Source organism: Maribacter sp. 4G9 (assembly GCF_002742265.1).
GTDB lineage: Bacteria > Bacteroidota > Bacteroidia > Flavobacteriales > Flavobacteriaceae > Maribacter.
Window position 1 is genome coordinate 64,049 of record NZ_MDGL01000067.1, and the last position, 12,955, is coordinate 77,003.

Consider the following 12,955-nt stretch of genomic DNA (forward strand, 5'->3'; position numbering starts at 1 on the left):
AATTTCTCTCAAAAGGGTTAGTTATTTTATCGAAAAAGTGAATCTTGATGTAAGAACATCAAGAACTTTATTTATATTTGTCTATCGATGAAATGTATTAAAAATCCGATGAAATGCAAAATGTAGTCATATTTGGAGCCTCTGGCCATGGAAGTGTTGTATTAGACTGCATTGAAAAGGAAGGTAGGTATAAGGTTATTGGTTTTATTGATTCATTTAAAAAGAAAGGAACTAAAATTAATGGCTACCCTATTTTGGGTACTGAGTTTGATTTACCCTATCTGTTAGATAAATATAATATTTATGCAGGTATAGTGGCCATAGGTGACAATTGGTTAAGAAATACTGTGGTAGAAAGAATAGATAAAATAGCCCCGAATCTTAATTATATTAAAGTTGTTCATCCTAGTGCGGAGATTGGAAAGGATGTCGAAATTGGAGTGGGTACGGTCATTATGCCAGGAGTTGTGGTGAATTCTAATTGTTTAATTGGTAATTTTTGCATTTTAAATACAAACTCCTCAATTGATCATGACGGTGTAATGCGCTGTTTTTCCAGTCTAGCTCCGAAGACGTGTATAGGGGGAAGCTTCTATTTGGGAGAATATTCCGCAGTCTGTCTTGGAGCCAACATTATAGATAATATTTCTATAGGCTCACATACAGTGGTTGGTGCCGGTTCACTAGTGGTAGGTAATTTAGAAAATAATATAGTGGCTTTTGGAGCTCCTGCGAAGAAAATTCGGGATAGGGAAATAGGCGAACCTTACATGTCAAAAAAGAGAAAAAGAGTAAGTGTCATTCCCTTGTACAGATAAAATCTCAATATTTTTTTAGAATTTTTTCAACTATAATAATTACTACCTTTGCGCCAAATTAAAGCTATGGGTGCTATTGTTGCTATTGTGGGAAGGCCAAATGTGGGCAAATCGACTTTTTTCAATCGGTTGATCCAACGAAGGGAGGCAATTGTAGACGCTTCGAGCGGGGTTACACGTGACCGCCACTATGGGAAAAGCGATTGGAACGGGAAGGAATTCTCTCTCATAGATACCGGGGGATATGTTTTGGGCAGTGATGATATCTTTGAACAAGAGATAGATAAGCAGGTAGAACTTGCCATAGAAGAAGCGGATGCCATTATATTTATGGTGGATGTGGAAACCGGTGTAACAGGAATGGATGAGGATGTCGCCAAACTTCTTAGGCGTGTCAATAAACCGGTTTTTTTGGCGGTGAACAAGGTGGATAATTCCATGAGGGAAGAGGATGCGGTTGAATTCTATTCACTTGGTTTGGGGGACTATTATACTTTGTCAAGTATAAACGGTAGTGGTACCGGCGAACTGTTGGATGCCTTAGTAGAGAAATTACCGGAAGGCGAAAAGGAGGAAAGTGAACTTCCCAGATTTGCCGTAGTCGGAAGGCCCAATGCCGGTAAATCCTCTTTCATAAATGCATTGATAGGTGAGGAGCGGTATATTGTTACCGATATTGCTGGCACAACACGGGATAGTATCGATACAACTTATAACCGATTCGGGTTCGAATTTAATTTGGTCGATACTGCAGGAATTCGAAGGAAATCCAAGGTTAAGGAGGACTTGGAATTTTATTCCGTAATGCGCTCCGTAAGGGCCATTGAAAATTGTGATGTTTGCTTATTATTGTTGGATGCCACCCGTGGCTTTGACGGTCAGGTCGAAAATATTTTTTGGTTGGCGGCGAGGAACAATAAGGGTATTGTAATTCTGGTAAACAAATGGGATTTGGTAGCCGATAAAGAGACCAATACCATTAAGCAGTACACCCAAAAAATTAAGAAGGCCATTGAACCTTTTACCGATGTGCCCATTCTCTTTATTTCCGTACTAACTAAACAACGTATATTTAAGGCCATTGAAACGGCCGTGGAGGTGTATCAGAATAGGAGTAAAAAAATTAAGACCCGTGAGTTTAACGATGTCATGCTTCCCTTGATCGAAAATTATCCGCCTCCTGCTTACAAAGGCAAATACGTGAAAATCAAGTTTTGTACCCAACTGCCTACACCATATCCCCAATTTGCCTTTTTCTGCAATCTGCCTCAGTATGTCCGTGATCCTTATAAAAGATATCTCGAAAATAAGATCAGGGAAGAATTTGATTTTACAGGAGTTCCGATTACAGTTTTTATGAGGAAGAAGTGATATTTTAGGAGTTAGGAGTTAGGATTTAGGAATATATTTAGTTTTTTTACCAACAACCAACAACCAACAACCAACAACCAACAACCAACAACCAACAACCAACAACCAACCAATTTACCAACCTCCCGAAGCACCTCCGCCTCCGAATCCGCCGCCTCCGAATCCGCCGCCAAAGCCTCCACCTCCGAAGCTTCCACCGCCAAAACCACCACCGGAAGAGCCGCTTCGTCCCATATTGCTGAGAATAATTACGTCCCATGGACTAAGCCCACGCCGTCTTCCTCCTTGTCCATTGTTTCCTCCTTTACGGTTCCATAAAATGAATAGAATCACGAGGAAAATAAGAAAGGGTAAAAAGGCGGAAAAAGGAGGCCCGTTGTTTTCGTCAAAACTCCTATCCTCCTTGAATTCGCCGGTAAGAACATCGAATATGGCATCCGCTCCTAGATTAAGACCACTATAATAATCCCCTTTTTTAAACTCAGGAATGATGACATTTTGAATAATTCTGCGAGACATGGCGTCCGTTAAGGAACCTTCTACGCCGTAGCCGGTATTGATGGCAATCTTTCGGTCGTCACGGGCTAGTATGACCAAAATTCCGTTGTCCTTTCCACTTTGCCCAATACCCCATTTTTGGCCCCATTGTGCACCTAAGTAATTAATGTTTTCACCCTCTGTACTGGCAATTATGGCCATCACGATTTGAGTGGACGTACTGTCTGAATAGCGAATCAATTTTTGTTCAAGGGCATTTTTCTGTTGGGCAGGTAACAGGTTTATATAATCATAAACACTGGTTTGCAATGATGGTTTTGGTGGAATTTCAAACTGACTCCACGAGTGAAGAAAGCTAAATAGAAGTAAAAAGCTAATGCTAGCCTTTAGATATTTCATTGCTAAGTTCGTTTGTATCATTGGAATGCCAAGGAAAATGATATTGTAACTCCTTACCGGCTTCTAAAATTCCGGCAATTAGGCCTTCCTTAAATTTTCCTTCTTTAAAATGGGCTTCAATACTATTTCGGGTAGAATCCCAAAAACCATTGGGAACTACTTTATTGATTCCCTTATCACCGCAAATAACAAATTTCTTATCGTTTACTGCAACATAGATCAAAACCCCATTCCCATCCTTGGTATTGTCCATCTTTAACAAATGGAAAACTTCCTTAGCGCGTTCATAATGGTCAGCCCTTGTATGGGCTTCTATGTGCACCCTAATTTCTCCAGAAGTGTCCTTTTCCGCCTCCAATATGGCCGCAACAATCTCTTGTTCTTCGGCTTGGGTCAAAAAATCCTCTACTTTGGACATTGGGTTATCAATCAAATTCGAAATTTACATCGGGAGCTTGCTCTGAACCTGCTTCGGATTTAAAATAGGCTAATTCGTCAAAATTGAAAATTCCTGCCAAAATAGAATTTGGGAATTTTTTTATGTGCAGGTTATAGGGTTCTACAGTGGCGTTGAATCGGTCTCGGGCTACGTTGATCCTATTTTCCGTTCCTTCTAATTGGGATTGTAGTTCCAAAAAGTTTTGGTTCGCTTTTAAATCGGGATACCGTTCTACGGTAACCAACAATCGGCTTAAGGCACTGCTAAGCCCACTCTGTGCCTGGTTGAAATTCTCCAATTGTTCAGGAGTGATATTTGTTGGGTCAATATTTACAGAGGTTGCTTTCGCCCTTGCCTCAATAACATCGGTTAAGGTGCCGCGTTCAAAGTCAGCCGCACCCTGTACGGTTTTCACCAAATTTCCAATAAGGTCGTTCCTTCTTTGGTAGGCGCTTTCTACATTCGCCCACGTTTTTGTGGAAGTTTCCTTTAGGGCAATGGCCGTGTTGTTAAAACCGACGGCCCATTGATAAATCCCGAGGGCGAGTACGCCCAGTACTATTATAGCAATGATTCCTTTTTTCATGGTAGTGTGTTTATAGTTGATTCTTTATTTTGATAAGTTCTGCCTTAACGCGTTCCAGTTTCTGTATGATTTCAAAATTGGAAAGGGTCTTTTGTTTTTCTTCTTTCAAGTGCGTTTTGGCACCATCCAAGGTAAACCCCCTTTCTTTCACCAAATGGTAGATCAATTGCAGATTTTTAATATCCTGAGGGGTAAATTTCCTATTTCCCTTGGCGTTTTTCTTGGGCTGCAATACATCGAATTCCTTTTCCCAAAACCGAATAAGTGAAGTGTTCACCCCAAAGGCGCGGGCCACTTCGCCAATCCCATAATATCTCTTTTCAGGAAGTTCTACTTGCATTAATCCAGGGATTGGTTTTCTTGGTTGGCGTATTTCAACATGTTCTCAAATTCCTCTGGAGATAAACTTCCGTAGTAGAAATTAATAGGGTTGATACGGTCACCGTCCTTCCAAACCTCGTAATGAAGGTGAGGTGCTTCTGACCGGCCGGTACTACCAACGAAACCAATGAGGTCCCCTCTTTTTACCTTTTGTCCCACTTTAACATTGTAATTACTCAAATGCCCATAAAGACTTATGTATCCATAGCCGTGGTCGATACGGATGTGTTTTCCGTATCCGGATGAATTATTGTCCGCCCGTGTCACTTCTCCGTTACCGGATGCATAGATGGGCGTTCCCTTGGGTGCGGTAAAATCCATACCGTAATGCATTTTTCGGGCCTTGGTAAAGGGATCTGAGCGCCATCCGTAACCGGATGCCATACGGGTAAGATCCTCGTTGTTTATGGGCTGTATGGCAGGTATGGACATCAATAATTTTTCCTTTTCTTCGGCCAATTTGGTAATCTCGTCCAAGGATTTGGACTGGATGGCCATTTGTTTTTTAATGATGTCCAATCGCTGCGTGGTAGCGATGACCATTTCGGAATTATTGAAACCTTCCAAGGATTTATAGCGGTTTATGCCCCCAAAACCGGCACGTCTTTGCTCCTCGGGTATAGGGTTGGCTTCAAAATACAGTCGGTAGATATTATTGTCCCTATCCTCAATATTGGCCAAAACATCTTCGATCTGCTCCATTTTTTTGTTCAAGAGCTCAAATTGGAGTTCATAGTTTTTCACCTCCCTTTGTAAGGAAAGTTCACGGGGTGTATTGATGATATTCGTATTCAAAAGCAAAATCAATCCGAGCAGGCCAAAAAGGAAAGACCCCAAAAAGAAAAAGGCGATATTTCTGTATCGCTTGGATTTTTCGGGCTCGATTTTTCGATAGGAAAGCGTATCCGGATCGTAATAGTACTTTACTTTAGACATGAAGGGATTTTATCCTATTTTTGTGGTTTATTTTTAACATAACAAACAAATATAAAAATTGTTTTCCACAAACAGTTAAAATTTGTAAAAGCTTAGCATTTTAGATGAATTCCAAGGAAATACGAACCCAGTTTCTAGCATTTTTTGAAGGTAAAAAACATAAAATTGTACCCTCAGCTCCCATGGTCATAAAAGATGACCCCACCTTGCTTTTTACCAATGCGGGAATGAACCAATTTAAGGAGTTTTTCCTGGGTATCAACCAACCCAAAAATACCAGGGTAGTAGATACCCAAAAATGTCTTCGTGTAAGTGGAAAACACAACGATTTGGAGGAGGTGGGCAAGGATACCTATCACCATACCATGTTCGAGATGCTGGGAAACTGGAGCTTTGGGGACTATTTCAAGGAAGAGGCCATTACTTGGGCATGGGAATTATTGACCGAAGTATTCAAAATAGACAAGAACAGTCTATACGTTTCCATTTTTGAGGGAAGCGATGATGCGGATACCTTGGAAAAGGATACCGAGGCCTACACCATATGGAACAAAATTGTTCCTGCGGACCGAATTATCATGGGCAACAAAAAGGACAATTTCTGGGAGATGGGCGATCAAGGACCCTGCGGACCCTGTTCCGAAATCCATGTGGATTTGCGATCCGATGCCGAGAAAAAAAAGGTTTCTGGGGCCAGTCTGGTAAACCAGGATCATCCGTTGGTGGTTGAAATCTGGAACCTTGTATTTATGCAGTATAACCGAAAGGCAGACGGTTCCTTGGAAAGCCTGCCGGCCAAGCATGTGGATACGGGAATGGGTTTTGAGCGTCTCTGTATGGCCTTGCAAGGTGTAAAATCCAATTATGATACGGATGTATTTACACCCTTGATCAGGGAAATAGAAATCATTACCGATGCAAAATATGGGAAAACAGAAGAAGCGGATATTGCCATTCGTGTCATTGCAGATCACATACGGGCGGTGGCCTTTTCCATTGCGGACGGACAACTGCCCAGCAATACCGGAGCCGGATATGTCATCAGAAGAATATTACGACGTGCGGTTCGGTATGGGTTTACCTTTTTAGGGACCAAAGAGCCTTTTATGTACCGCTTGGTACATGTGCTTACCCAAAATATGGGAGAGGCCTTTCCGGAGCTTAGGGAGCAAAAGCAACTCATTGAAAATGTCATCAAGGAAGAGGAACATAGCTTTTTAAAAACCTTGGACCAAGGATTAGTCCTGTTGGATTCCATCATTGAAAAAACAAAAGGAAATATGGTGGATGGAAGAAAGGCCTTTGAACTCTATGATACCTACGGATTTCCAATAGACCTCACTGCATTGATCTTGAATGAAAAGGGATTTTCATTGGATGAGGCAGGTTTTAATGTTGCCATGCAAGAACAAAAAAATCGTTCCAAAACGGCTTCGGAAACTTCCAAGGGGGATTGGGAAATTTTGTATTCCGATTTAGAGCAGGAGTTTGTGGGGTATGACCGATTGGAGGCCGATGTAAAAATCGTAAAATATAGAAAGGTCGAGTCCAAAAAACAAGGGTTGCAATATCAACTGGTTTTTAACCTGACGCCATTTTATGCGGAAGGTGGAGGACAAGTAGGTGACAAGGGTTATTTGGAATCCCCCGATGGTGATGTGGTCTACATCATCGACACCAAAAGGGAAAATAACGAGATCTTACATTTTACGAAAAACCTGCCTAAAAAACTTGAGGGTACATTTAAGGCGGTTGTGGATAGTAAACAGCGACAACGCACTGAAGCCAACCATACGGCCACACATCTACTACATCAGGCCTTGCGCGAAATCTTGGGAACCCACGTGGAGCAAAAAGGTTCTGCGGTACACTCCAAATATTTGCGCTTTGATTTTTCACATTTTTCTAAAATGACAAAAGAGGAACTGGAAGCCGTGGAATCCTTTGTGAATGCCCGAATTTCAGGACAAATACCTTTGGAGGAGCATCGCAATGTGCCTGTGAAAGAAGCTTTGGAAAATGGGGCAATGGCCCTTTTCGGTGAAAAGTATGGCGATGCCGTACGTACCATCCGGTTTGGGAAATCGATTGAATTATGCGGGGGGACGCATGTGAAGAACACCTCGGATATATGGCATTTTAAAATCAGGTCGGAGGGAGCCGTGGCGGCCGGGATTCGAAGAATAGAGGCGATTACCAGCGATGCCGTAAAGGACTTTTATGCAGAGAGCAATAGATTTCTCAACGAAATTACGGGGGTATTGGGAAATCCCCAAGACGCTGTAAAGGCAGTAACCAACCTGCAGGATGAGAATGCAGAATTAAAGAAACAAATCGCCATATTGCTCAAGGACAAGGCCAAAAATCTGAAAGGCGATCTGCAAAATGAATTGCAGGAGAAAAATGGTGTCCGATTTCTAGTGAAAAAACTCGATTTGGATGCCGCGGGCATCAAGGATTTGAGTTTTGAAATGGGACAAAATCAAACCGATCTCTTTTTACTTTTTGCCACGGAGCAGGATGGAAAAGCATTGCTTTCCTGTTATATTTCCAAGGAATTGGTAGCTAGCAGAAATCTGAATGCAGGTACCATTGTTCGGGAATTGGGCCAGTTCATCCAAGGAGGCGGTGGCGGTCAACCTTTCTTCGCTACTGCCGGAGGTAAAAATCCAGCGGGTATTCCAGAAGCTTTGGAGAAGGCCAAGGAATATATCGCTTAGCGATAAAAGCAATATCGGGAACTCGTGGTTCCCGATTATTATTTAGAGATGATGAAACTCCAAACCCAAATACCCTTATTTCCTTCGGAAAATCAAATAAAGTATTCCAGTAGGATAATGCTGTTGGGTTCCTGTTTTTCGGAAAATATTGGGAAGAAACTCGAGTATTATAAGTTTAAAACGCTCCAAAATCCCTTTGGTATTCTATTTCATCCCCTGGCCATTGAAAATTTGATTCAGAAAGCCTTAGATCAATATAAGTATTCAGAAGAGGATATTTTTCAATTGGATGGTCGATGGCATTGCTTTGATGCGCATTCTGAATTAAGTTCAGGCTCCAAAGAGGTATTGTTGAAAAAGTTGAACGATGCTCTTATGAATATCGCCAAGGCTTTAAAGGAGGCTTCCCATATCATGATCACTTTGGGCACCGCATGGGTGTATGAGCATAAGGAAAGGAATGCGATTGTAGCAAATTGTCATAAAGTGCCACAGAAGGAATTTCGGAAAAAATTATTGTCCCAAACCGAGGTTAAATCCTCCCTTATAAAAACCATTGAATCCATCAAAAACATAAATCCAAAGGCACAAATTATATTTACCATATCTCCAGTACGACATTTGAAGGACGGTTTTGTCGAAAACCAGCGAAGCAAGGCCCATTTAATAGCTGCTGTTCATGAAGTACTTGATTCCCCCTCTTTTGGAGGGGGCAAGGGGGAGGCCTATTTCCCCAGTTACGAAATCATGATGGATGAACTACGTGATTACCGCTTTTACGAAAGGGATATGGTCCATCCCAATCGACTTGCCATAGATTATATATGGGAGAAGTTTATGAACATGTGGATTTCCAAGGAAGAAGTGGTGCCCATGGAAAAAGTTTCGGAGATCCAAAAAGGCCTGGCCCATAGACCTTTTGATCCAGAATCCGACGCCCACAAAAAGTTCGTGAAGTCGCTCGCCCAAAAAATTACGTATATTAAAGAGCGATACCCTTTTTTGAATTTTGATGATTCCAATTCATGAAGTAAGGATTATTTGCCGAAATCAGTTTTAAAGGTCTGGTCGAGAACAGTCGAGACCTAAATTTATACATCCAAAATAATGAAACGATTTTTAGCTGGTGTCTTAATTACCTTGGCCATAGTATTTATTGTTAGGTCCTGTAGGGATGAAAAAGCATCCGAGGCCATTCTTGAGGAAAACTCTATGTTGATACAGCAACAAATAGAGAATGTCTCTAAATTGATTGTTACCGAAGGTCATTTTGCCGAGGTGTACAATTACAAGGATTCCAAGGAACTTTTTGGGCCTTTACTTACGGCGGAAAAAAAGGCTTTGGTCGTTGTCAATGCCGATGTAAGCATCGCCTATGATTTAAGTAAGATTGACTTTGATCTGGATGAAGCTTCCAAAACGTTGACCATTAATAATATTCCCGAACCCGAAATTAAACTCAACCCCGATTTTGAATATTATGATGTTACCGCTGATTATCTAAATCAGTTCGATGCCGGGGATTACAACGCCATAAAACGAAATGTAAGGAACTCGCTGCTTAAAAAGGTGGAAGCTTCCACGTTGCGGACCAATGCCAAGAATAGGTTGTTGAGCGAGCTACAAAAATTTTATATGCTAACGAATAGTTTGGGTTGGACCTTGGTGTATCAGGATGTGAAAATTGAATCGGCAAACGATATTCCTATTTTACCTTAGCAAATTCCTTTTCCGTCAACCCGATGCCATCATCGATCAGATGGTCTACTTTGTTTTTAAACGTATGGGATTTGATTTTCTATTCTTTCATATCCTTTATATAAAAAAAGAAAATATAAAATAAGAAAAAACCTACAAATAATTGTTTTTTACAATAGATAATAGCATTTATACAACATTATTTTTTTTGAATAATCAAGAAACTTTCTCTTTGAAGTAAGAAAATTCTTAAAAAAATAATTATGTATGACCAATCTATCAATTTAAAGGCACTTCTGCTTTTAATAGTGTTGATGGTAATATCCATCCGCACAAGTGCTCAAAATGAATCAAGTTACCAAAGTCAAGATTCACAAATTCTTTCCAAAGCTATTTTAGATTCATCCCTTTGGGCTGAAACCTCTTTTAACTTAGAAGAGATTTCCAAAATCTACCTATTGGATCATGGGGTTACGCTTAACATTTTGGATCAATTCTCTTTAGAAGAGATAGCTATTGAAGTTATTCAAAAAAATCAACTTTCGCAAATAGGGAGTGCTCCCCTTGTCCAGGTGCACACATTTCATGTTGAAAACGATATGGCCTTGGTAAGGCTTTATTTAAGATACGTAATAGACGGATCGGAAAAAAATACCAATACAGAATTAAGGTTCAACAAAAATGGTGGAACCTGGAATATTGTAACCAATGAATAAAACCATGAAGAAAACTACGACAATAAAAACGGCAATTTGGTTTTTTGCATTACTACTTTTAAGTCTTTCAGAAGTGGTGGCACAAAATCATATTTTAAATAATAGTAGATTACGTGTAGGTAATGGATCTCAGAATTCCATTAACTCCGCTGGAAATATGGAGCAGCCCTTTTATTACAATGGATCTGTTTATAGGAAACTGACATACAGTACATATCCTTTGGATATTCAATGGGGTGTTGGTGGTGATGGCACCAATAATTGGAACATCAACGGAACTTTAATACAGAATCCAGCCTTAGGAGGTCAAACCTATGACTACAGTAATTTTACGGTTACCAACCCCACAACTGGCGATGGATATGGCCAAATAAAAACTTCTGGTACTATATCGATCAATGGTCAAACGTTCATGGTCGAAAATATTTATGAGCTTCTGCAACCAGAGGGATACATTGGTATAAAGGTGAAAATAACAAATACCAGTGGGTCTCCAGCTTCCAATGTTCGATTATGGGTGGGTACCCGGGATGATTATGTAGGCGGTACCGATCAGCCGACCAAAACTAGGGGAAATCTGATCGACGAAGAATTTGTTGCGTTGGATAACCAAGCAGATCAGGCAAAAGCGATAAAAATATCTACGGCACAGGAGGCCATTTTATTTTTCAGTAATTCCGATAGGGCTTATTCCACTATTAACAGTTGCTGTAGTTTTACGAATTCCACGAATCAAAATCCAGCAACGAATCTTATAACCCAAACGGGTGATGGTTCATATGCGCTTTACGTAAGGTTTGATGATTTGGGCGTAAATGAAAGCGATGAGCTTATATGGTACTACGGGGCCGGTACCCTACCTGAAATTGATGAGATAATCGCTAGGGTGGCAAGTGCTGCCATAGGTGCGTTCGATAACATTACCTATAACGCTGCGGACTATGCTGCTAGAACAGCAGAAGCGGGTACAGGTTATTGGGTATTGGTTCCTGATGGGGCCACGGCTCCAACGGAAGCCCAAATTAAGGCAGGTACTGACTACAGCGGAGTTACACTTATTTCTTCAGGAAATGCTTCTATGCAGGCAGATGTAGAACATATCTTTAATCTCACCGGGTTAGCTGCCTATACGGATTACGATTTTTATTTTGTATCGGAATACTTTGATGGAGTGGATTTTGTTTTCACTGAAATCATTAGTGAAGATTTACATACAAAAGAGGCGCTACCAGTCCTGGACTCGTTTACTCCAGAAACTGCAGCTTATGGAGAAACGGTTACAATTTCTGGATCCAATTTGCTGACTACCTCAGGTGTCACTATTGGAGGCATAAATGCTACCTATACAGTAATTGATTCAGAAACGATTGAAATAATAGTACCTGCCGGGGCGGAAGATTTTTATATTGAATTGACAAATGAAAGTGGTACGGCTTCCATCGAATCGGAGATTTCGGACACTTCAGGAAACTGTAGTACCGGATGGTCTGGGGCATGGCAGACACTAACGCCAAGTGAAGACGGAATACTAAATACGGTAACCTTAAAACTGGACAACACTGATCTTAATAATGCTTATGATTTGTTTCTTGAATTGCATGAAACAGATAATAATCCAGCGTCTGCCAGTCCCGGAGTGAAATTTAACTCGTTGCTGGGTACCTCTGAGACGATAACTATGTCAACTAATACTCCTGCAACCGAAGTACAGTTTACGTTCACTTCCAATATTGAATTGGTAGCAAATGAGAACTATTATGTTGTCTTAAAGGAGGAACCGGGCAACCCTTCAGGAACTGGATTACAAGGCGTGTATAAGCAGTGTTCCAGTAGTGGTACTACGGATGGGGGAGCAGGTAACCTTTTCGGTAGGTTGTACTACAAGTTTACGGTAAACCCAATTTTAAACATAAGTAACCCACCAACTGACATATCTATTACCCCTGCTTCGATTCAAGAAAACAATGTTGCTAACCAAATAATAGGATCTTTTAGCACCACGGATGAAGATGTAAGTGATACACATACGTATGTCTTTGTAATGGGATCTGGAGATACTGACAATACTTCTTTTATTATAAATGGAAATGACCTTGAGGCAGGAGAAGTATTTGACTTTGAAACAAAATCATCATATTCTTTAAGGGTTTCAACCACGGACTCGGAAGGAAATAGTTTTGAAAAAAGTTTCACGATCACCATTCAGGATAATACCGATGAAGACGGTGATGGAATCAATGATTCTATGGACAATTGTCTCAATCTTGCTAACGCTGACCAAACAGATACCGATGGCGATGGTATGGGCGACCTATGTGACGACGACGATGACAACGACGGTACACCGGATTCCGAGGATGATTTCCCGTTGGACGAGAACGAGGATACCGATA

General features: G+C 40.8%; 12 protein-coding genes. 7 read left to right on the plus strand and 5 right to left on the minus strand.

Annotated elements, in window-relative coordinates; all coding sequences use genetic code 11:
• Window positions 1-113 precede the first annotated feature (113 nt).
• Together BFP75_RS09760 and der are read left to right on the plus strand one after the other, a co-directional pair.
• A complete protein-coding gene (locus tag BFP75_RS09760; RefSeq protein ID WP_099545132.1) occupies window positions 114-818 on the plus strand; it encodes an acetyltransferase in 705 nt (234 codons plus the stop codon).
• Between the two features lie 66 nt (window positions 819-884).
• Window positions 885-2,189: a ribosome biogenesis GTPase Der gene (gene der, locus BFP75_RS09765; RefSeq protein WP_099545133.1), complete on the plus strand. Its 1,305-nt coding sequence runs from the start codon at window positions 885-887 to the stop codon at window positions 2,187-2,189.
• 114 nt (window positions 2,190-2,303) lie between these two features.
• Here der and BFP75_RS09770 read toward each other — a convergent pair whose 3' ends face one another.
• The 5 genes from BFP75_RS09770 to BFP75_RS09790 are packed head-to-tail and all read right to left on the minus strand — an operon-like array spanning window position 2,304 to window position 5,428.
• Window positions 2,304-3,086 (minus strand): TPM domain-containing protein, encoded by a 783-nt coding sequence (locus BFP75_RS09770; protein WP_099545134.1) that lies wholly within the window; start codon window positions 3,084-3,086, stop codon window positions 2,304-2,306.
• Complete coding sequence (locus BFP75_RS09775) at window positions 3,067-3,504, minus strand: TPM domain-containing protein (protein WP_099545136.1); 438 nt, start codon at window positions 3,502-3,504, stop codon at window positions 3,067-3,069. Before BFP75_RS09775 ends, BFP75_RS09770 begins: the two co-directional genes overlap by 20 nt.
• A gap of 7 nt (window positions 3,505-3,511) precedes the next feature.
• Window positions 3,512-4,111 carry a LemA family protein gene (locus BFP75_RS09780; RefSeq protein WP_099545138.1) on the minus strand — a complete coding sequence of 200 codons (600 nt, stop codon included), beginning with the start codon at window positions 4,109-4,111 and terminating at the stop codon, window positions 3,512-3,514.
• A gap of 10 nt (window positions 4,112-4,121) precedes the next feature.
• Window positions 4,122-4,451 (minus strand): MerR family transcriptional regulator, encoded by a 330-nt coding sequence (locus BFP75_RS09785; RefSeq protein WP_099545140.1) that lies wholly within the window; start codon window positions 4,449-4,451, stop codon window positions 4,122-4,124.
• Window positions 4,451-5,428: a M23 family metallopeptidase gene (locus BFP75_RS09790; RefSeq protein ID WP_099545142.1), complete on the minus strand. Its 978-nt coding sequence runs from the start codon at window positions 5,426-5,428 to the stop codon at window positions 4,451-4,453. Before BFP75_RS09790 ends, BFP75_RS09785 begins: the two co-directional genes overlap by 1 nt.
• Window positions 5,429-5,532: 104 nt before the next feature.
• On the opposite strand from BFP75_RS09790, the gene alaS reads away from it, so the two are divergent.
• The 5 genes from alaS to BFP75_RS09815 form a co-directional block, all read left to right on the plus strand.
• Window positions 5,533-8,148, plus strand: coding sequence for an alanine--tRNA ligase (gene alaS / locus BFP75_RS09795; RefSeq protein ID WP_099545144.1), 2,616 nt, complete (start codon window positions 5,533-5,535; stop codon window positions 8,146-8,148).
• 48 nt (window positions 8,149-8,196) lie between these two features.
• On the plus strand, window positions 8,197-9,177 hold the full coding sequence (locus BFP75_RS09800; RefSeq protein ID WP_317044521.1) for a GSCFA domain-containing protein: 981 nt from the start codon (window positions 8,197-8,199) through the stop codon (window positions 9,175-9,177).
• Between the two features lie 78 nt (window positions 9,178-9,255).
• Window positions 9,256-9,867: a DUF4230 domain-containing protein gene (locus BFP75_RS09805; RefSeq protein WP_099545148.1), complete on the plus strand. Its 612-nt coding sequence runs from the start codon at window positions 9,256-9,258 to the stop codon at window positions 9,865-9,867.
• A gap of 242 nt (window positions 9,868-10,109) precedes the next feature.
• Window positions 10,110-10,562, plus strand: a complete 453-nt coding sequence (locus BFP75_RS09810) for a hypothetical protein (RefSeq protein WP_099545150.1) — start codon at window positions 10,110-10,112, stop codon at window positions 10,560-10,562.
• Window positions 10,563-10,566: 4 nt separating this feature from the next.
• Window positions 10,567-12,955 (plus strand): IPT/TIG domain-containing protein (locus BFP75_RS09815; protein WP_240531754.1); only part of this gene is annotated, 2,389 nt, incomplete at its 3' end.

Excerpts from the sequence above, each read along its gene's own strand:
- BFP75_RS09785 (WP_099545140.1), bottom strand. The coding sequence starts at position 4,451 with ATGCAAGTAGAACTTCCTGAAAAGAGATATTATGGGATTGGCGAAGTG.
- BFP75_RS09775 (WP_099545136.1), bottom strand. The coding sequence starts at position 3,504 with ATGTCCAAAGTAGAGGATTTTTTGACCCAAGCCGAAGAACAAGAGATT.
- BFP75_RS09810 (WP_099545150.1), top strand. The coding sequence starts at position 10,110 with ATGTATGACCAATCTATCAATTTAAAGGCACTTCTGCTTTTAATAGTG.
- alaS (WP_099545144.1), top strand. The coding sequence starts at position 5,533 with ATGAATTCCAAGGAAATACGAACCCAGTTTCTAGCATTTTTTGAAGGT.
- BFP75_RS09800 (WP_317044521.1), top strand. The coding sequence starts at position 8,197 with ATGATGAAACTCCAAACCCAAATACCCTTATTTCCTTCGGAAAATCAA.
- BFP75_RS09780 (WP_099545138.1), bottom strand. The coding sequence starts at position 4,111 with ATGAAAAAAGGAATCATTGCTATAATAGTACTGGGCGTACTCGCCCTC.
- der (WP_099545133.1), top strand. The coding sequence starts at position 885 with ATGGGTGCTATTGTTGCTATTGTGGGAAGGCCAAATGTGGGCAAATCG.
- BFP75_RS09770 (WP_099545134.1), bottom strand. The coding sequence starts at position 3,086 with ATGAAATATCTAAAGGCTAGCATTAGCTTTTTACTTCTATTTAGCTTT.
- BFP75_RS09790 (WP_099545142.1), bottom strand. The coding sequence starts at position 5,428 with ATGTCTAAAGTAAAGTACTATTACGATCCGGATACGCTTTCCTATCGA.
- BFP75_RS09760 (WP_099545132.1), top strand. The coding sequence starts at position 114 with ATGCAAAATGTAGTCATATTTGGAGCCTCTGGCCATGGAAGTGTTGTA.
- BFP75_RS09805 (WP_099545148.1), top strand. The coding sequence starts at position 9,256 with ATGAAACGATTTTTAGCTGGTGTCTTAATTACCTTGGCCATAGTATTT.